The 21218-nt window shown below is 36.6% G+C and carries 20 protein-coding genes and 1 tRNA gene; all 21 read left to right on the forward strand.

Annotated features, from left to right (window positions below):
- Positions 1-98 precede the first annotated feature (98 nt).
- The 21 genes from glmM (at position 99) to lysS (ending at position 21206) form a co-directional block, all read left to right on the forward strand.
- Positions 99-1430 (forward strand): phosphoglucosamine mutase, encoded by a 1332-nt coding sequence (gene glmM, locus GQ589_RS06335; protein ID WP_160401112.1) that lies wholly within the window; start codon positions 99-101, stop codon positions 1428-1430.
- A 252-nt stretch (positions 1431-1682) separates the two neighbouring features.
- Complete coding sequence (gene atpB, locus GQ589_RS06340) at positions 1683-2465, forward strand: F0F1 ATP synthase subunit A (protein ID WP_160401113.1); 783 nt, start codon at positions 1683-1685, stop codon at positions 2463-2465.
- Between the two features lie 36 nt (positions 2466-2501).
- Positions 2502-2732, forward strand: coding sequence for a F0F1 ATP synthase subunit C (atpE, locus tag GQ589_RS06345; RefSeq protein WP_034901511.1), 231 nt, complete (start codon positions 2502-2504; stop codon positions 2730-2732).
- Between the two features lie 24 nt (positions 2733-2756).
- The gene (gene atpF / locus GQ589_RS06350) at positions 2757-3227 is read left to right on the forward strand and encodes a F0F1 ATP synthase subunit B (RefSeq protein ID WP_160425206.1); all 471 of its coding nucleotides are present in this window, start codon (positions 2757-2759) and stop codon (positions 3225-3227) included.
- Between the two features lie 13 nt (positions 3228-3240).
- The gene (atpH, locus tag GQ589_RS06355) at positions 3241-3774 is read left to right on the forward strand and encodes a F0F1 ATP synthase subunit delta (RefSeq protein WP_160425208.1); all 534 of its coding nucleotides are present in this window, start codon (positions 3241-3243) and stop codon (positions 3772-3774) included.
- Positions 3775-3785: 11 nt separating this feature from the next.
- Entirely contained in the window at positions 3786-5327 is a 1542-nt protein-coding gene (atpA, locus tag GQ589_RS06360) for a F0F1 ATP synthase subunit alpha (RefSeq protein ID WP_160401116.1), read from the forward strand.
- Between the two features lie 14 nt (positions 5328-5341).
- Positions 5342-6211 carry a F0F1 ATP synthase subunit gamma gene (atpG, locus tag GQ589_RS06365; RefSeq protein ID WP_160425210.1) on the forward strand — a complete coding sequence of 290 codons (870 nt, stop codon included), beginning with the start codon at positions 5342-5344 and terminating at the stop codon, positions 6209-6211.
- Positions 6212-6258: 47 nt separating this feature from the next.
- Positions 6259-7641 (forward strand): F0F1 ATP synthase subunit beta, encoded by a 1383-nt coding sequence (atpD, locus tag GQ589_RS06370; protein WP_160401118.1) that lies wholly within the window; start codon positions 6259-6261, stop codon positions 7639-7641.
- 41 nt (positions 7642-7682) lie between these two features.
- Positions 7683-8108: a F0F1 ATP synthase subunit epsilon gene (locus GQ589_RS06375; protein ID WP_160401119.1), complete on the forward strand. Its 426-nt coding sequence runs from the start codon at positions 7683-7685 to the stop codon at positions 8106-8108.
- A 162-nt stretch (positions 8109-8270) separates the two neighbouring features.
- On the forward strand, positions 8271-11480 hold the full coding sequence (recC, locus tag GQ589_RS06380; protein ID WP_160425212.1) for an exodeoxyribonuclease V subunit gamma: 3210 nt from the start codon (positions 8271-8273) through the stop codon (positions 11478-11480).
- Positions 11481-11488: 8 nt separating this feature from the next.
- Positions 11489-12271: a TatD family hydrolase gene (locus GQ589_RS06385; RefSeq protein ID WP_160425214.1), complete on the forward strand. Its 783-nt coding sequence runs from the start codon at positions 11489-11491 to the stop codon at positions 12269-12271.
- Between the two features lie 71 nt (positions 12272-12342).
- On the forward strand, positions 12343-13746 hold the full coding sequence (locus GQ589_RS06390; protein WP_160425216.1) for a DHA2 family efflux MFS transporter permease subunit: 1404 nt from the start codon (positions 12343-12345) through the stop codon (positions 13744-13746).
- Between the two features lie 4 nt (positions 13747-13750).
- Entirely contained in the window at positions 13751-14383 is a 633-nt protein-coding gene (locus GQ589_RS06395; protein WP_160401123.1) for an MBL fold metallo-hydrolase, read from the forward strand.
- 152 nt (positions 14384-14535) lie between these two features.
- On the forward strand, positions 14536-15123 hold the full coding sequence (locus GQ589_RS06400) for a biotin transporter BioY (protein ID WP_160412665.1): 588 nt from the start codon (positions 14536-14538) through the stop codon (positions 15121-15123).
- The gene (locus GQ589_RS06405; RefSeq protein WP_160401125.1) at positions 15107-15682 is read left to right on the forward strand and encodes a YiiX/YebB-like N1pC/P60 family cysteine hydrolase; all 576 of its coding nucleotides are present in this window, start codon (positions 15107-15109) and stop codon (positions 15680-15682) included. Before GQ589_RS06400 ends, GQ589_RS06405 begins: the two co-directional genes overlap by 17 nt.
- A 97-nt stretch (positions 15683-15779) precedes the next feature.
- A tRNA-Asn gene (locus GQ589_RS06410) sits at positions 15780-15855 on the forward strand.
- 203 nt (positions 15856-16058) lie between these two features.
- A complete protein-coding gene (locus GQ589_RS06415; protein ID WP_160425219.1) occupies positions 16059-16787 on the forward strand; it encodes a type 1 glutamine amidotransferase in 729 nt (242 codons plus the stop codon).
- Between the two features lie 36 nt (positions 16788-16823).
- Positions 16824-17651 (forward strand): VanW family protein, encoded by an 828-nt coding sequence (locus GQ589_RS06420; protein ID WP_160401127.1) that lies wholly within the window; start codon positions 16824-16826, stop codon positions 17649-17651.
- A 106-nt stretch (positions 17652-17757) separates the two neighbouring features.
- Positions 17758-18381 carry a Fe-Mn family superoxide dismutase gene (locus GQ589_RS06425; protein WP_160425221.1) on the forward strand — a complete coding sequence of 208 codons (624 nt, stop codon included), beginning with the start codon at positions 17758-17760 and terminating at the stop codon, positions 18379-18381.
- Positions 18382-18559: 178 nt separating this feature from the next.
- Positions 18560-19658, forward strand: a protein-coding gene (gene prfB / locus GQ589_RS06430) for a peptide chain release factor 2 (protein WP_160401129.1) whose coding sequence is annotated in 2 segments (ribosomal slippage) — positions 18560-18634 and positions 18636-19658 — 1098 coding nt in all. Because the reading frame shifts where the segments join, the coding sequence is not laid out codon by codon here.
- A gap of 30 nt (positions 19659-19688) precedes the next feature.
- Positions 19689-21206, forward strand: coding sequence for a lysine--tRNA ligase (lysS, locus tag GQ589_RS06435; RefSeq protein WP_160401130.1), 1518 nt, complete (start codon positions 19689-19691; stop codon positions 21204-21206).
- Positions 21207-21218: the final 12 nt, after the last annotated feature.

The following is a 21218-nucleotide window of genomic DNA, read 5'->3' on the forward strand; positions in this document are numbered from 1 at the left end:
AGTCGTTTTTTAAAAAATAGTGCTATATAGCTTTAAAACAAAGCATTATTGTTTAACAACGTGGTTAAAAATAACAAATGTTAGTGTGAGGGAATAGAATGTCTAATCGAAAATATTTTGGTACAGATGGGATTAGGGGTAAAGTTGGACAGTATCCTATCACACCAGATTTTGCACTCAAATTAGGTTGGGCAGCAGGTCGTGTGCTAGCTAAAGATGGTGTTAAAAAAGTATTAATCGGTAAAGATACCCGTATTTCAGGTTATATGCTTGAATCAGCACTAGAAGCAGGCTTTGCCTCGGCAGGAGTTGCAGCAGCCTTTACTGGGCCAATGCCAACACCTGCTATTGCGTATTTAACACGCACCTTTCGTGCTGATGCCGGCGTTGTTATTTCTGCTTCACATAATCCTTTTTATGATAATGGTATTAAGTTTTTTTCAACCGAAGGAAAAAAACTTGATGATGCCATTGAATTAGAAATCGAAGCTGAACTTGAAAAGGAGATCGACTGCGTCGAATCCAAACAACTTGGACGAGCAAGCCGTATCACCGATGCCGCAGGCCGTTATATCGAATTTTGTAAAAGCACGTTTGATCATGATTTAAGTTTAGCTGGACTTAAAATTGTTGTCGATTGTGCTAATGGCGCCACCTATCACATCGCGCCTAAAGTATTACGAGAACTTGGTGCACAAGTAATTAAAATTGGCTGTGAGCCAGATGGTGTTAATATCAACGAAAACTGTGGCGCAACAGATGTTAAAGCACTTGCTAAACGTGTTATTGACGAAAAAGCAAATTTAGGTTTTGCCTTAGACGGTGATGGTGACCGTATTATTATGGTTGATCATAAAGGTCAAAAAATTGATGGTGATTTAATTATTTATATCATTGCCCGTGAGGCATTAAGGCAAGGTCAATTAAAAGGTGGTGTTGTCGGTACATTAATGAGCAATATGGGGCTTGAGATAGCACTTAAAAATCTTGGTATTCCTTTTGTTCGGGCCAAAGTTGGGGATCGTTATGTGCTTGAAAAACTAGTTGAAAAAAACTGGCGTCTAGGTGCTGAAAATTCGGGGCATGTTTTATTATTAGATAAAACGACAACAGGTGATGGTATTGTTGCCGGTTTACAAGTACTTGCGGCAATGGTCCGTAATGATATGTCATTAGCAGATTTATGCAGTGGCATGACAATGCTACCACAAGTATTAATTAATGTTCGATTTTCAGGTGAACATGATCCACTAAATAGTATTCAGGTAAAATCGGCAATAGCACAAGCAGAAAAACAACTTGGTAACAATGGGCGAGTACTGATCCGTAAATCAGGAACAGAACCGCTTATTCGCGTAATGGTGGAGGGAAATAACGAAACAGAAGTGCAAAAATTGGCCGAGGCTATTGCTATAGCAGTTAAAGCCTAAAAATAGCGTCATTTATACCCATTAATTGAACCATCAATAGCACGATATTAGAAGTAAAATAATAATTGAAGTTGTAAATATTTACATAATTTTAGTAAAAAGTGTCTAAATTCTTAATTTGGTTAATCAAAGGTTGACTTAATATAGGCAATTAGGTTTAAAATAGTAACTTCTTGTTGCAGCGATTGCTTATATTTTTTTAAACAAAATATAAGCAATGTTTTATTTTTAGGAATAGGTTAAGAGGGTTATATGTCAGTTTCCTCTCCAGCTTCACCACAAGCTTATATCAAGCACCATCTTGAGAACTTGCAAGTAGGTTCTGGTTTTTGGACCTTAAATCTTGACTCGTTGTTCTTTTCAATTCTGCTTGGTGTTATTTTTCTATGGGTATTTCATCGTGTTGCCCAAAAAGCAACTAGCGGAGTGCCAAGTAAATTACAATGTGCAGTCGAAATGATCTTTGAATTTGTCAATAATACAGTCAAAGACATGTTTACTGGTCAAAATAAGCTCATTGCTCCGTTAGCATTAACGGTATTTATTTGGGTTTTTTTGATGAATTTAATGGATCTTATCCCAGTTGATTTTCTACCTTATGCAGGTCAATATTTAGGCTTGTCACACTTAAGAGTAGTACCAACGGCAGATGTTAGCATTACTATGTCAATGTCTTTAGGGGTATTTGCACTTATTATAATTTATTCAATTAAATACAAAGGAATTTCAGGGTTTATTAAAGAATATACCTTACATCCTTTTAATCACTGGGCATTTGCACCAATCAATTTAGTGCTTGAGCTAGTCAGCCTTTTAGCTAAACCAGTTTCTTTAGGGCTTCGACTTTTCGGTAATATGTATGCAGGTGAACTTATCTTCATCCTTATCGCTGCATTATTGCCTTGGTGGTCACAATGGGTACTATCGTTACCATGGGCCATTTTTCATATTTTAATTATTACGTTACAAGCTTTTATTTTTATGGTGTTGACGATCGTCTATTTAGCTATGGCGTCGGCAACAGAAGATCATTAATTTTAATATTTTTTTGTTAATAAACTGGAGTATATAATGGATAGTATGTTATTTGTAGCCGCAGGCATTATGATGGGATTAGCTGCAATTGGTGGTGCAGTTGGTATTGGCTTATTAGGTGGCAAGTTTTTAGAAGGTGCTGCGCGTCAACCTGAATTAATGCCTATGTTACGTACTCAATTCTTTATCGTTATGGGTCTAGTTGATGCAATCCCAATGATCTGTGTAGGTATTGCGCTTTACGTTATCTTTGCTGTTGCAGGTTAATAAAAATTTAAGAGGAATCGTGTCATGAATATGAACGCAACTCTCCTCGGCCAAGCAATTACATTTGTATTGTTTGTTTGGTTCTGTATGAAGTTTGTTTGGCCACCAGTTATTAGTGCGATTGAAAAACGCCAAAAAGAGATAGCAGATGGCCTTGCTTCAGCAGAAACAGCAAAAAAAGATTTGGAATTAGCCAAAGCAAATACATCTGACATAATGCAACAGGCTAAGGTTGAGGCTAATACAATTATTGAGCAAGCAAACAAACGTAAAGCAGCTATTCTTGAGGAAGCAAAGCAAGAGGCTGTGCGAGAAAAAGAGCGAATTGTTGCTCAAGGACTTGCCGAAGTAGACGCCGAACGCAAACGAGCAAGAGAAGAACTCAAACAACAAGTTGCAACACTTGCTATTGCTGGGGCAGAAAAAATTATTCAACGCTCTGTTAATGAAGCCGCAAATAGCGACATCATTGATAAACTCGTAGCTGAACTATAAGGAGAATAGAGCAATGGCTGACTTAATTACAATTGCTCGCCCTTATGCTAAAGCTGCTTTCGATTTCGCGGTAGAAAAAAGCGGCATCGAATCATGGCATAAAATGTTGGTGTTAACTTCACAAGTGAGCCAAGACCCACAAGTCCGAAGTATTTTAACATCTGACATGAAAACTGATTCGGTGGCTAACCTACTCATCAACATCTGTAAAGACGTGTTGGATGAGTTTAGTACCAATTTTATTAAAATTATGGCTGAGAACAAACGATTATCACTTCTTCCGGAAGTGCTAACTTTGTTTGAACAATACTGTTTGGATAGAGATTCTCAAGCAGATGTAGATGTTATTTCTGCTGATGAGCTCACAAGTGAACAACTTAATAAAATTTCTGTCGCTGTCGAAAAACGTTTATCACGAAAAGTAAAACTAAAATGTCATATAGATAAATCGCTCATTTCTGGTTTTATTATTCGTACGGGCGATATGGTTATTGATAGTAGTATCAGAGGGCGTTTAAATCGTTTAAATGACGCTCTACAGTCTTAAGGGGACTGATAATGCAGCTAAATTCAACTGAAATAAGTGAACTAATTAAAGAGCGAATAGCTCAGTTCAATATTGTGAGTGATGCTCACAATGAAGGAACTATCATATCTGTAAGTGATGGTATTCTTCGAATCCACGGATTAACCGACGTAATGCAAGGCGAAATGATTGCATTACCAGGGGGGCGCTATGCAATGGCACTTAACCTTGAAAGAGACTCAGTCGGTGCGGTAGTTATGGGACCATATGAAGACTTGTCTGAAGGTATGAAAGTACAATGTACTGGTCGTATTTTACAAGTACCCGTTGGTGAAGGTTTATTAGGACGTGTAATTAATACACTAGGTGAACCAATTGATGGTAAAGGATCGCTTCAACATGATGGTTTCTCGCCAGTAGAAGTTGTTGCCCCTGGTGTTATCGATCGTAAATCTGTTGACCAAGCTTTACAAACTGGTTATAAAGCGGTTGACTCAATGATTCCAATTGGCCGTGGTCAACGGGAACTTATTATCGGTGACCGTCAAACAGGTAAAACCGCATTAGCAATCGATGCTATCATCAATCAACGTAATTCAGGCGTTAAATGTATTTATGTTGCGATTGGTCAAAAACAATCAACTATTGCTAATGTAGTGCGTAAACTTGAAGAGCATGGTGCACTTAAGAACACGATTGTGGTTGTTGCGTCTGCTTCAGAATCGGCTGCGTTACAATATTTAGCACCGTATGCAGGTTGTGCAATGGGTGAATACTTCCGTGACCGCGGTCAAGATGCATTAATTGTTTATGATGATTTATCAAAACAAGCCGTTGCTTATCGTCAAATTTCGTTATTACTCCGCCGTCCACCTGGACGTGAAGCTTATCCTGGTGATGTATTCTATCTTCACTCTCGTTTACTTGAACGTGCTGCGCGCGTTAACGAAGCTTATGTTGAAGAATTCACCAAAGGCGAAATTAAAGGTAAAACAGGTTCATTAACAGCATTACCAATCATAGAAACTCAAGCTGGTGACGTTTCAGCATTCGTACCAACTAACGTAATTTCAATTACCGATGGTCAGATATTCCTTGAAACTAGCTTATTTAACTCAGGTATTCGCCCTGCAGTTAACCCTGGTATTTCGGTTTCTCGTGTAGGTGGTGCGGCACAAACTAAGATAATGAAAAAATTATCAGGTGGTATTCGTACTGCACTTGCACAGTATCGTGAATTAGCTGCGTTCTCTCAATTTGCATCAGACTTAGATGAAGCAACAAGAAACCAATTAAGCCACGGTGAAAAAGTCACTGAACTATTGAAACAAAAGCAATACTCACCAATGACAGTTGCTGAACAATCAATAGTACTTTACGCCGCTGAGCGTGGTTATCTTGAAGATGTTGAACTGGCTAAAGTATTACCATTTGAAACCGCATTACTTGCTTATGCCCATAGTCAATACGCCGATTTTGTCAAATCAATTGACGAAACAGGTAATTACAATGATGAGATTGAAGCTAAGCTAAAAGAGTTACTCGAAAGCTTTAAATCAACTCAAACATGGTAAGGGTGAGGTAAAAAATGGCTAATGCAAAAGAGATTAGAACAAAAATTGCCAGTATCCAAAGTACGCAAAAAATCACTAAAGCGATGGAAATGGTTGCCAATTCTAAAATGCGTAAAACACAAGATAGAATGGCTGCTAGTCGACCATATGCCGAAATGATTCGTGAAGTAATTGGACATTTAGCGTTAGCTCAGATAGGCGCCAAACATCCTTATTTAGAAGAAAGAGATGTAAAGCGAGTTGGCTATCTTATCATTTCAACCGATCGTGGTTTATGTGGTGGTTTAAATATCAATCTTTTTAAAACTGTCATTGCTGATATGTCAGCATGGCAGGAAAAGGGTGTTGAAGCAGATGTTGCTTTAATTGGTTCGCGGGGTGTTTCGTTTTTTACATCAGTAAAAACAAATATTTTGACTCAAGTAACTAACTTGGGTGATGAACCAACTTTATCTGATTTAATTGGCCCGGTAAAAACAATGCTTGAGGCATACGATAGCGGTAAAATTGATAAATTATATACTGTTACTAATAAATTTATTAATACCATGTCGCAAAAGCCAACAATCCAGCAGTTATTACCATTACCGCCATCAGAGGATAAAGAGCTTAAAGCTTCATCATGGGATTATATTTATGAGCCTGATGCTAAATCATTATTAGATGTAATTTTACGTCGCTATATTGAATCACAAGTCTATCAAGCAGTTGTTGATAATTTAGCGAGTGAACAAGCAGCAAGAATGGTGGCCATGAAAGCAGCAACAGATAATGGTGCAAACTTAATCAATGAATTACAAATTGTGTATAACAAAGCCCGTCAAGGTGCTATCACGAATGAATTAATTGATATTGTATCAGGTGCAGCTGCTGTTTCAGGTTAGTGCTAAATATTGGCTTATAGTTAAGAAAAAGACGTAGAGGATTAAAAATGGCTACTGGAAAGATTGTCCAGATCATCGGTGCGGTGGTTGATGTCGAGTTCCCAGAAGATGCTGTACCAAAGGTATATGACGCATTAGAAGTGGAAACAGGCACTGAGAAATTAGTTCTGGAAGTTCAACAACAATTAGGTGGTGGCGTTGTTTGTTGTATCGCAATGGGTTCATCTGATGGTTTAAGACGTGGACTTAGCGTAGTAAACACAGGTCACGGCATCGAAGTGCCGGTTGGTACAAAAACACTAGGTCGTATTATGAACGTACTTGGTGATCCTGTTGATAAAGCAGGTCCAATTGGCGAAGAAGAACGTTGGGCGATTCACCGTGCAGCACCAACCTATGAAGAACTTGCAAACTCAACAGAATTACTTGAAACAGGTATTAAAGTTATCGACTTAATTTGTCCATTTGCTAAAGGTGGTAAAGTCGGTCTATTCGGTGGTGCTGGTGTAGGTAAAACCGTTAACATGATGGAGCTAATCCGTAACATTGCGATCGAACACTCTGGTTACTCTGTATTTACTGGTGTAGGTGAGCGTACTCGTGAAGGTAATGACTTCTATCATGAAATGAAAGAATCAAACGTACTTGATAAAGTATCGTTAGTTTATGGTCAAATGAATGAGCCACCAGGAAACCGTTTACGTGTTGCGTTAACAGGGTTAACCATGGCTGAAAAATTCCGTGACGAAGGTAAAGACGTTTTATTATTTATTGATAATATTTACCGTTATACCTTAGCAGGTACCGAAGTATCCGCGCTATTAGGTCGTATGCCATCAGCAGTAGGTTACCAACCGACATTAGCCGAAGAAATGGGGTTATTACAAGAACGTATTACTTCAACAAAAACGGGATCAATCACATCAATCCAAGCGGTATATGTACCAGCGGATGACTTAACTGACCCGTCACCAGCAACAACCTTTGCGCACTTAGATGCAACAATCGTATTGAGTCGTCAAATTGCTTCTTTAGGTATCTATCCTGCGGTAGATCCACTAGATTCAACAAGTCGCCAATTAGATCCTTTAGTTGTTGGGCAAGAGCATTATGATTGTGCTCGTGGCGTTCAATCGATTCTACAACGTTATCAAGAATTAAAAGACATTATTGCAATTCTTGGTATGGATGAGCTATCAGAAGATGATAAATTGATCGTTGCGCGTGCTCGTAAAATTCAACGATTCTTATCTCAACCATTCTTTGTTGCAGAAGTATTTACAGGATCACCAGGGAAATATGTACCATTAAAAGACACTATTAGTGCATTTAAAGGAATCATGAACGGTGATTATGATCATATCCCTGAACAAGCATTTTATATGGTTGGTTCAATTGATGAAGCAATTGAGAAAGCAAAATCTCTCTAAGAGATTCATTGAACGAAGATCATATTAATGGAGATCGTATTATGGCACTAACTTCCTATCAATTAGAAGTTGTTAGTGCTGAATCTCACCTATTTTCAGGTGATGTTCAGCGAATCAGAGTAACAGGTAGAGAAGGTGAATTAGGAATTTACCCTGGGCATACTCCCCTACTCACAACCATAAAACCAGGAATGGTTGGGATTGTGAAGGCAAATGGCGAAGAAGAGTTTATCTATCTATCCGGTGGCATCTTAGAGGTTCAACCTAATATCGTAACCATCTTAGCAGATACAGCGATTCGTGGCGAAGACCTAGATGAAGCAAGAGCACAAGAAGCAGTGAGACAAGCACAAGAACACATCAATCACCTAAGTGATGATATGACATTTGCCCAAGCTTCTGCCGAACTGTCAAAAGCTTTAGCAAAAATTCGTGTTATAGAATTAACACGCCGTATAGGTCAATAATTTACATTTGATGCTCTACTATATATAAAAAGGTTGCTTACATTGCTAAGTAACCTTTTTTAATTTTAGCTTACCAAAGTTAGATTGAAACGTAACACTAACTAGATTTATTGGTTGCTATCAGCGATAATCTAAATAAATCTTATCAACATTAACACAACTATGTTTACCATTTACCATTCAAATCAAGTCGATCTACTTAAATCACTCGTGAGCGAGTTAATGCGTAGGCAACCATTAGAGGACGTATTTACGCCTGATATTGTTATGGTACAAAGCCAAGGTATGTCACAATGGCTACAAATTGCGTTGGCAGATGATTTAGGTATTGTGGCTAATGTTGATTTTCTTTTTCCAACGCAGTTTATTTGGCAACTTTATCAAACATTATTACCCGAGGCACCAATTGAAAATAGTTATAATGTTGAATCAATGAGCTGGCGTTTGTATTATTTGTTGCCTCAAGTTATTAAACAACCTGAATTTACTTCACTTAAACATTATCTTGATATTGATAAACAAGATAGAAAACAGTATCAATTAGCAATACGAATCGCTCGGTTATTTGACCAATATTTAGTTTATCGTCCTGATTGGTTAGCAAAATGGGAAGCAAACCAAACTGTAGCTGAATTAAACAATCATTCTGATGAAGTATGGCAAGCAGAGCTGTGGAGGAAGTTGCTATCAATCAGTCAACCTTATCATCGTGCTAATATTTATCAACAAATGCTTGAAATTTTATCAGATGATAGCTTTGATCGCTCACGTTTAAATTCGTTACCCAATCGTATTTTTATTTTTGGTATTACCTCGCTACCGCCGATTTACCTTTCACTTCTTGCTGCACTAGGAAAACATATTGATGTGCATTTAATGTTTAATAATCCGTGTAAATGGTATTGGGGTGATATTGTTGAAAAGCAGTTGTCGGATATATTAAACACCCCAGACAAAATCCCTAATCCACTTTTAACTTCGTGGGGAAAACTTGGACGTGATAATCTGTTTTTGTTACAGGAATTTAATGATAAACAAGATATTGATGTATTTGTCGATCAAAACCGAGATTGTCTATTACATGCAATTCAGCAAGATATTCTTGAACTTTATCCAATAGCTGATGTTCAAAAACCAATTGAACTCATAGATAAATCACTATCGTTTCATGCTTGTCATAGTGAACAACGTGAAGTTGAAGTACTGTATGATTATCTTTTATCTGTTTTTGATGAAGATCCTACACTAGAATTACGCGATTGCATTGTGATGGTGTCCGATATTGATAAATATGTTCCTTATATTCGGGCTGTTTTTGGTAATGCTTATGGAAAGCGTTATTTGCCTTTTACTATTTCTGATCAAAAAGCCCGAAATATTGATCCGATTGTTCAAGGTTTTTTTACTATTCTAAATTTCCCACAAAGTCGATTTACGGCTGAAGAACTGTTTAACTTATTAGAAATACCAGCAATTTCAGAAAAATTTGCAATTAGTGAATCTCAATTAACATTGTTGCGCACATGGATTGTTGAATCCGGTATTCGCTTTGGTCTTGAAAACGCACATAGTTGGTTATTTGGACTTGAGCGATTATTACTTGGCTACACCATGAATAGCGAACAAGGTGGTTGGCAACAAATATTGCCGTATGATGGTGCAACAGGTTTAGATGCGGAATTAATTGGTCAATTGGCAGAGTTTATTAAAGTCGTAAGTAAATGGTTCACGATCCTAAGTGAGGATAAACCATTAATTGAATGGCAAAGTTGCTGTCTTGAATTGATCAACGATTTTTTTGTCAGTAATCATCAACGTGAATCTATTTTAATGATGCTCGAAGAAGAATGGCAAAAACTAATCAATAGTGGTTTATCGGCTAACTATTTAGATAATATTTCTATCACTATTTTGCATGATGCTATGCAATCTCGCTTAGAACAGAATCATTTAGCACATCGTTTTTTAGTCGGTAAAATAAACTTTTGTACTATGATGCCAATGCGCTCTATTCCATTTAAAGTTGTTTGTTTATTGGGTATGAATGATGGTGATTATCCAAGAACATCACTACCACTTGATTTTGATCTTATTGCTCATCACCCAAAGCGAGGCGATCGCAGTCGTCGTAATGATGATCGCTATCTCTTTTTAGAAGCCATTTTATCGGCGCAAAATCAGCTCTATATCAGTTATATTGGACGAGATATAAAAGATGATAGTGAACGTTATCCCTCAATACTCGTTGATGAATTTTGGGAATATATTGCACAATATTATAATATTCCTGTAAATCAGATTAATAACATTACTAACAACTTGGATTTTTTACGGGTCAACCACACTCGTACACCATTTAATCCCCTAAATTTTCTAGAAAATCCCAAGAGTTATGCCGATGAATGGTTACCAGCCGCATTACAGCAAGGGAAAAATCAGGAGTTTATTAGTGAAATACCCGCTATCAGTGTCGATAATATCAGTCTTGATGAGTTAAAACGATTTTACCAACATCCAATTAGACTATTTTTACAAAAGCGCTTTAATTTTTATCTTAACTATCTTGATGATACGTTACCAGATGCGGAAAACTTTAATCTTGATAGTTTACAGCGTTACCAATTGAATTTGCAGATTTTAAATCAACTTATTGCCAAAGAACCTCAACGTTCAGATGATTTATATCAACATTTAGCACTAACGGGTGATTTACCTGACGGTGCATTTGGTCAGATTATTTACCATGAGCAAAATGAAACAATGCAATCATTAGCTGATAAAATCTGCCAAGAACGCTTGGACATGACAACGCAAGAAGTTAATTTGACTATTTTACTGAATCAACAACATTACCAATTACAAGGTTGGTTAACCCATATTCAACAAGATGGTATTTTAACATGGCAGCCATCTAAGCTTTCCATTCGTGATGGTATTTCATTATGGATTGATCATTTGGTTTATTGCATTTTAAATCCCAATAAAATTGAGAGTCAAAGTCGTATATATGGTAGAGAAGATAATGAATGGCGATTTTCACATTTAAATGCAGATCAAGCTTTAACTATATTAACTAATTTAGTTGAAGGCTATTTACAAGGTATCAATGAACCATTATTAATGCCATTAAAAAGTTCATGGAGTTGGTTAATTACAGCTTATGACAAAAAAACAGGTAAAATTATCGCTAGCGATAGGGCTATCAATCAGCTTTTAAATTCATGGCAAGGAGGATTTAATCAATCCGCTGAGAGTGATAGTTATTATACTCGTCTTTATCCTGAATTAACCGATAAACTCATTGAGCAAATTATATTTGCTGCTGAGCGATTTTTATTGCCAATTTTATTACATCAAAAAGCAGTAGAATAGGAGGCATAATGTTTATCGATACGCATTGCCATTTTAATTTTCCACTGTTTACACAGCATATTGCTGAGTCGATATATCAGATTCAACAAGCGAATATTACAGGATTAATTATTCCCGCTGTTTCAGCTTCGCACTTTAATACAATCTTACAGCTTTCTGAAACTTATGATGAAATTTATACAGCATTAGGCTTACATCCTATTTATCGGCATACTCAGGCTGATCTACAACAATTAATAAGTATACTAAAAACTAATCCCCAAAAACTTGTCGCCATTGGTGAGATTGGCTTAGATAGACACAATTTAACTATCGATTGGCAAGAACAACTTGTAGTTTTCAGGGAACAATTATCGCTTGCTAAACAGTTTGATTTACCTGTTTTGATTCACTCTCGTAAAACACATGATATTATCTATCATGAACTACATCGAGCCAATTTACCTTGTCGTGGCGTGATACATGGATTTTCAGGTAGCTATCAGCAAGCAATGCAATTTATTAAACTCGGTTATTATATTGGTGTGGGAGGTGTAATTAGTTATTCTAGAGCCAATAAGACTCGCAATACAATTGCTCAATTACCACTTGAAAGCCTAGTACTTGAAACAGATGCACCCGATATGCCATTAAGTGGACGTCAAGGTCAACCAAATCGTCCTGAATACATTACCGAGGTGTTTAAGATCTTAACACAATTACGCAATGAGCCGTCAGATCACATACTCAACACAATTTTAACAAACACTTTGACGTTATTTAACAGAATCAATAGTATAAAAAAAAGCTAAAATAACTTCATAAACATTACAGAATTATTTTACCAAACCATAGCATTTAAATTATTTTAGGCTAAATTAAAATGAATAGTGAATCACAGTTTTCCCCTTTTGTGTATCGCATATTACCATGGATTGCGGCATTTGCTTTTTTTATGCAATCGCTCGACACCTCGATATTAAATACCGCACTACCTACCATGGCAAGGGATCTTAATGAGTCGCCCTTAAACATGCAGTCTGCTGTGATAAGTTATGCTTTAACCTTAGCTTTATTTATTCCTGTTAGTGGCTTTTTATCGGATAAATTTGGTACTAGAAATATCTTTGTTATGGCCGTCTCACTATTTACGTTAGGATCACTACTTTGCGCTTTATCCAATTCTTTAATTTTTTTAGATATATCACGAGTAATTCAAGGTATTGGTGGCTCGATGATGGTACCTATATCACGTTTAGTATTGATAAAATCTTTTAAGCGTAGTGATTTTTTAGCAGCTTTAAATACTGCCACAATTCCAGGTTTAATCGGTCCTGTTTTGGGGCCAGTTTTGGGGGGATATTTGGTTGATGTGGTCAGTTGGCATTGGGTATTTTTTATTAATTTACCCATTGGTATTTTAGGTGTGATAATCAGTTGGAAATATATGCCTAATTTAAAAGGTCAACATATGCCTTTTGACTTATTTGGCTTTATCTTTATTGTTATTAGCTTTATAAGTGCCACGTTAAGTGTCGAAATTTTAAGCCAAGATCAGACATACCCTGTTCCATTACTACTTGCAATAATCTGCCTACTATTTTTATTGATTTATCGCAGGTATGCAAGAAAGAAACACAACCCTTTATTTCCATTATCACTCTTTAAGATTCGAACATTCAAAATCGGTATTATTGGCAATCTAGTTTGCCGATTAGGAATATCAGGTGTACCTTTTCTAATTCCGTTATTATTACAAATAGGATTTGGCTACTCTGCTATCTTTGCTGGTATTATGCTAGTGCCAATGGCTATTGCTTCACTTTGTACCCGAATATTTATTCCACGTATTTTAGCGCGTTTAGGTTACCGCTTCGTACTCGTTACCAATACAATTTTAGCTGGTGTAATGATTGTTTTAATGTCCCAGTTAAATTTATCGACACCTCTTATCCTTATCAGTTTATTGCTATTTTGTATCGGCGGCATCAATTCCATGCAATATACTGCCATGAATAGCATAACTCTTGCTAACTTAGAAAAAGATAATACAAGTAGTGGCAATAGTTTAATGGCAGTAAATCAACAATTAGCAATCAGTTTTGGTACAGGTTTTGGCGCAGTTTTACTGCGATTGATTAGCAACTCAACGAGTACTCTTCACGCATTTCAATTAACATTTGTTATACTTGGAGTAGTTACAGTGCTATCAAGCTTTATTTTCGCACAACTAAAAAAAGAAGACGGACAAAATCTAACTACTCATCACCAAGAAACAAGGAGATAAATCTATGTTCCAATACCAAATCATCCCCGTTACCGCTTTTCAAGAAAATTGTAGCATTATTTGGTGTGATGAAACGATGGAAGGTGCAATTATCGATCCCGGTGGCGAACCCGAACTCTTGAAAAAAGCAGTTGAGAAGCTAGGCGTTAATATTAAGCAAATTTTATTAACCCATGGACATTTAGATCATGTTGGTGCAGCAGCCGAGTTGGCTAAACATTATCATGTAAGAATAATGGGATCTAGTGCCGAAGATGAATTTCTATTCACCAATTTGCCACAACAATGTATACAATTTGGCTTTCCTCATATTGAAAGCTTTTTACCAAATCACTGGTTAAAGGAAGGCGATAAAATTCAAGTTGGTAAAATTGAACTTGACGTACTTTTTTGTCCGGGACATACACCGGGACATATTGTTTTTATTAATCATTCAGACACACTAGCCTTTGTTGGTGATGTATTATTTAAAGGCAGTATAGGGAGGACTGATTTTCCTCGTGGTAACTATACTGATTTAATTTCGTCCATAAAAAATAAGTTATTTCCACTTGGTGATAACTTTCTTTTTGTACCAGGACACGGCCCAATGTCAAGTTTTGGTTATGAACGGAACAGCAATCCTTATTTAGTTTAAATTAAATATTCACGTTGTTATCGTATCCTTTATTTTATAGGGAATAACAACTATTTTAACTTCAATGTAAACAATTTTAACAAAAAATAGTTTACATTGAAATGCATTGCGCTATTATTGATTTACTATTTATATATCAAAGGTAGAAAGCAATGAAACAACAATCCACTTCATATTATCCAACATTTATCACAACCCTGGTAAATTTATCTTCTTGGCAACGTAAACTATTAACCACCACCAGTGCAGCGCTCCTTTTAGGACTGGCAGCTAATATTAGCATACCAACTTACCCCGTGCCTTTTACATTACAATCATTAGCCGTTTTGTTAATTGGCGCTTTTTTAGGTCGTAAGTTAGGTGCATTAACAATAATTCAATACCTTTTTTTAGGGGCGATTGGGTTACCACTATTTGCCAATGGTAGTGGTGGAATTATAGCGTTAGCATCACCTTCTTCAGGTTACTTATATGGCTATGTATTTAGTGCCTATTTAGCAGGTTTTGCAGCTGAAAAGGGTTATGATCGTCACTTTATTTTAGGATTAATTGCATTCGCTTGCGCGCATCAATTGTTATTTGTATTTGGTGTTGTCTATTTAATGGGTTATTTACACATTACGCTTATTGACGCTTTAAAAGTGGGGTATCTGCCATTTGTTGGTGTTGATGCGCTTAAATTTATTATCGCGACTTGTGTAATGTTTTCACTATGGCGTTATCGTGCTAAAAAACAATAATATCCAATGCGGAGATATTATCTTCCAAAGCCTTAAAAAAAATAATGCTTTTAATGGTGCTGTAAGCCGTTCAGGAGCAGTACCAAACATAGATGAAATAACCAAAAGCATTAATCATGTTGGTTTATACGTTGGAAATAATATTGTCATTGAAGCAACACAAAACTATGGCGTGATTGAACAATCATTGACTAATTTTATTTGTGCAGCTAAGCACAATATCATTGGTAGAATCCATGACTTAGTTGTTATTCAAAATGCACTAAGACGAGTAAAACAATGCTTAGGTTCACCTTACAATCACAGCTTTCATCCCAATGCAGATGGCTTTTATTGTAGCGAACTGATTACTTATGCCTTTAAAACTGAACAAGGTAATGACTATTTTGCATTATATCCGATGAATTTTAATGACTTAACAACAAATGAAATTTTGTCTTATTGGGTTGATTATTATCGAGATCTAAATCAGGTTATTCCACAACAAGAACTAGGATCACACCCACAACAATTACTCAGACAACGCCATTTATTCAAGACAATCCTAACACTTGAATAATAATAAAAAGAGGAAATTTTACACAAAAAAGCATTTCAAATAATTTAACTATTGACATAGCGCCATTAAATCTATAATATGCGCGCTACATTTCGGTTCCTCCATAGTTCAGTCGGTAGAACGGCGGACTGTTAATCCGTATGTCACAGGTTCAAGTCCTGTTGGAGGAGCCAACTTTCAAAAAACTAACCTACTTTATTTTCCCATAAAAACTATCAACATATCGATTTATTTCTTAAAAATTATTTATTCTATTTATCTAAAAAATACTATTGTATTTGTAAATAACTTGTTCATACTATTTTAGTAACTTTATCAAAATTAACGATATAGATTTTATCCAATCATCATATTGATAGAACGGGAGAATTTACCAATGCATATCCATTTTATTATTCATGAAGATTTTGAAGCACCGGGGGCTTATGAGCAATGGGCAATAAATCATCATCACACAATAACTTACTCTCGTGTTTATCTTGGCGAATCACTGCCGAAAAGCGTTAATGGTATTGATTTACTAATTATCATGGGTGGTCCTCAATCCCCATCAACAACCAAACAAGAGTGTGCTTATTTTGATTCACAGGCAGAACAAACCGTTATTTTATCGGCAATCAATGCCGGTAAAATGGTTATTGGAGTGTGTTTAGGGGCACAATTAATTGGTGAGGCATTAGGTGCAAGTCATACTCAAAGTCCCGAAAAAGAAATTGGTAAATTCCCGATTACATTAACGCAAATCGGCAAAGAACATCCTCTATTTGCTGACTTTGATCATACCTTAGCGGTAGGACATTGGCACAATGATATGCCAGGTTTAACCAATAACGCCCAAATCATCGCTTATAGTGAAGGGTGTCCTCGTCAAATCATTGCTTATGATAAACTTGTCTATGGATTTCAATGCCATTTGGAATTTACCCCAAATATCGTTAAAGCGCTTATTGCTCATTCACAAAAAGAACTTAGCCAAGCTGAAAAATATCGCTTTGTTGATACACCAGATAAGCTTCGTTCTCATGATTACACTGAAATGAATCAAACACTTTACAAATTTCTTAATAAGCTAAGCCAACACTATCAAGCATCATTAAATAAATAAAACTTTAGATATTTACAGATAAGGAAATTAAATATTATGCAAAATAGTGCTGTTGAAAAACCAGAAAAACGCAGCAATTTAAGACTAAAATTAGGCAAAGAGTACTTTATATTAAAACGCAAACTTGATTGGTGGCGACAGCGCAAATCCTATAGTGTGGTTGATATTAATGACAATACATGCCGTTATTCACATAAAAAACACCGGTCTGTTTTGTTACGCCAATTAAAAGACGTTGATATGTATTTACAGTACAACAAAATCACAAATCTTCGTTTAGCGATTGAAAAACTCAATGGCTCAATCATAAAACCGAATCAACGGTTTTCGATCTGGCACAAAGTAGGACGCCCATCAAAACGTCGAGGATTTCTAGAAGGATTATCACTGCATAATGGACAAATTGGTAAAGATATTGGCGGCGGTTTGTGCCAATTAGGTAACTTAATTTATTGGATTGTATTACATTCTGATTTGACTATAGTTGAGCGTTGGCGACATAGCTTTGATGTTTTTCCTGATGTTAATCGTACCATTCCGTTCGCCTGTGGTGCAACTTTATCGTATAACTATGTGGATTTACAATTACTAAACAAAACCAATACCACTTATCGACTTAATCTTTGGCTTGATGATGAATATTTACATGGCGAATTACTTGCTGATACGCCTTTATCTTATACTTATCAAGTTTTTGAGACCGATCACCGCATTGAACAACAATGGTGGGGAGGGTACACCAGACATAATAAAATATGGCAACGTAAAACACATTTAATTGACAATCACGTTGAAGAAAAGTTAATTAGTGAAAATCACGCCATTATGATGTATATACCCTATTTAAAAAATAATGAAAGTTAATAAAATAGATAGTCATTAGCTATCTATCTAATAGATTGTTAGTAATTTCAATAGCCCGTATACTGCTGGAATAAAGCAGTTAATAATACCAGAAAGGAACAATACCATGGCTTATACTTTACCGCCCCTACCTTATGCTTATGATGCATTAGAACCTTATATCGATTCAGAAACCATGCATCTTCATCATGACAAGCATCACCAAACTTATGTGAATAATGCGAATGCGGCGATTGAATCATTGTCTGCTGAACTAAGAGAATTATGCCCAAGCGAATTATTAAAAAATTTAGATAAAGTCCCCGCTGACAAATTAACCGCTATCAAAAATAATGTGGGTGGACATGTTAACCACACCTTATTCTGGGAACTGTTAAAAGTTGGTACCGAGCTTAAAGGTGAACTTAAAGCAGCAATCGAAAAGGATTTTGGTTCGGTTGATGCGTTTAAAGAAAAATTTGCAGCAGCGGCAGCCACTCGCTTTGGTTCAGGTTGGGCTTGGTTAGTACTACAAAATGGCAAACTTGCTGTTGTATCTACTGCTAATCAAGATTCTCCAATTATGGGCGAAAAATTTGCGGGTGTTTCTGGTACGCCAATTTTAACGCTTGATGTTTGGGAACACGCTTATTACTTAAAATATCAAAATCGCCGTGTTGATTACATCGGTGCCTTTTGGAATGTAGTCAACTGGGATAAAGTTGCCGAACTTTATGCTCAAGCTAAATAATAATTATTATAAAAATAAATTTTTATTAAAAATGACGTATTATGCGTCATTTTTATTTTTTAATTTATCAATAAGTTAACCTTACAGACCTAAAATTGGTCATTGCTAAATCATGCCTAAATCCGCTACAATGAGCGATTCTTAAAAAAATCAAAGCCAATAAAATCCAAATAAAAATATGTTTGAAGTTAATCCAGTAAAAACCAAAATAGCTGAACTTACCGAGCGCACTGCTGTGATTCGGGGGTATCTTTGACTATGATGTCAAAAAAGAACGGCTAGAAGAAGTTAATGCCGAACTAGAACAAGCCGAAGTTTGGGCCGATCCTGAAAAAGCACAAGCATTAGGTAAAGAACGCGTTGCACTTGACGAAATCATCAACACGATCAACTCGTTAAATCAAGGTCTTGATGATGTAGAAGGCTTGCTTGAACTGGCTATCGAAGCCGAAGATCAAGACACCTTTGACGAAACCCTGTTCGAACTTGAACAATTAGAAAAAAAATTAGCAGGGCTTGAGTTTCGACGAATGTTTTCAGGCAATTACGACAGTGCAGATTGTTATTTGGATATTCAATCAGGTTCTGGGGGCACAGAAGCGCAAGATTGGGCTGAAATGTTACTTAGAATGTATTTACGTTGGGCTGAATCAAAAGGCTTTACAACCGAAGTAATGGAAGTTTCAGATGGCGATGTTGCTGGCATCAAATCAGCAACAATTAAAGTATCGGGTGATTATGCTTATGGTTGGTTACGCACCGAGACAGGGGTTCATCGTTTAGTACGAAAAAGTCCATTTGATTCGGGTAATCGACGTCATACTTCGTTTGCTTCAGTGTTTGTGTATCCTGAAATTGATGACGATATTGATATTGATATTAATCCAGCCGATCTTCGTATTGATGTTTACCGAGCATCGGGAGCTGGTGGTCAACATGTTAATAAAACCGAGTCTGCAGTACGTATTACCCATGTTCCAACAGGCATTGTAACACAGTGCCAAAATAACCGATCACAACACAGCAATAAAGATCAAGCCATGAAACAGTTAAAAGCAAAACTGTATGAGCTTGAAATGCAAAAAAAGAATGCCGAAAAACAGCAAATGGAAGAAAACAAGTCTGACATTGGTTGGGGAAGTCAAATTCGATCTTATGTGCTTGATGATTCACGCATTAAAGATTTACGCACAGGCGTCGAAACCCGTAATACGCAAGCCGTATTAGATGGCGATTTAGATCAATTTATTGAAGAAAGCTTAAAAGCAGGTTTATAAACCGCTTGGTTATAAATAAAAGGTAAAACTATGTCAACACAGCAGCAAGATCAACAAAACCAAATTGAAGAGTTAAATAACGAACTAAAAGTACGTCGTGAAAAGCTCGCACAGCTTCGTGAACAAGGTATTGCATTTCCTAATGATTTTCGCCGTGATGCGATTTCAAACGATCTTCATCAACAATATGGCGATAAAACCAACGAAGAGCTTATTGAACAGAAAATTACCGTAACGGTGGCAGGACGTATGATGATGCGTCGTATTATGGGTAAAGCCTCGTTTGTTTCTTTACAAGATGTTGCTGGGCAAATCCAACTTTACGTTACCCGTGATGATTTACCAGAAGGTTTTTATAATGAACAATTTAAAAAGTGGGATTTAGGGGACATTGTTGGTGCTAAAGGTTACCTATTTAAAACTAAAACAGGTGAGCTTTCTATTCACTGTGAAGAAATTCGTTTACTGACCAAAGCACTTCGCCCATTACCAGATAAGTTTCATGGACTTGCTGATCAAGAGATGCGTTATCGTCAACGTTACTTAGATCTTATCACCAATCAAGAATCAAGAGAAACGTTTAAAGCACGTTCAAAAGTAGTCAGCGAAATTCGTAACTTTATGATTGAAAACCACTTTATGGAAGTTGAAACGCCAATGATGCAGGTAATTCCGGGTGGTGCATCAGCTAAACCATTTATTACACATCACAATGCGCTTGATTTAGACATGTATATGCGTATTGCACCTGAACTTTACTTAAAACGTTTAGTCGTAGGTGGTTTTGAGCGAGTATTTGAGATCAACCGTAACTTCCGTAACGAAGGTGTATCGCCAAGGCATAACCCAGAATTTACCATGATGGAAATGTACATGGCTTATGCTGATTACAAAGATCTGATCGTATTAACAGAAGCATTATTCCGTCGTTTAGCAATTGCAGTAACAGGCGATGCGGTTGTGCAATATGGCGATCATACTTTTGATTTTGGTAAACCTTTTGTCAAAATGACCATGCGTGAGGCTATTTGCCATTACCGTCCAGAAACCAATAATGCAGACTTAGATGATTTTGATAAAGCTTGTGCTATTGCACAGTCAATTGGCATTAAAATTGAAAAAGGTTGGGGACTTGGTCGTGTTGTGACTGAAATTTTTGAAGAAGTGGCTGAATCAAACTTAATTCAACCAACTTTTATTACCGAATACCCAGCAGAAGTATCACCGCTTGCTCGCCGTAACGACGAAAACCCATTTGTAACAGACCGATTCGAGTTCTTTATTGGTGGTCGTGAAATTGGCAATGGATTCTCAGAACTTAACGATGCCGAAGATCAAGCTCAACGCTTTGCCGATCAAGTATCACAAAAAGATGCCGGAGATGATGAAGCGATGTTCTATGATGAAGATTACATCACCGCACTTGAACACGGCTTACCGCCAACGGCAGGGCTTGGGATCGGTATTGACCGTACTGTGATGCTATTTACTAATAGTCACACGATTCGTGACGTTATTTTATTCCCAACCATGCGTCCAATCAAATAAAACCGCTTATCA

The organism is Gilliamella sp. Pas-s27, from assembly GCF_009795865.1.
Classification (GTDB): Bacteria; Pseudomonadota; Gammaproteobacteria; order Enterobacterales; family Orbaceae; genus Gilliamella.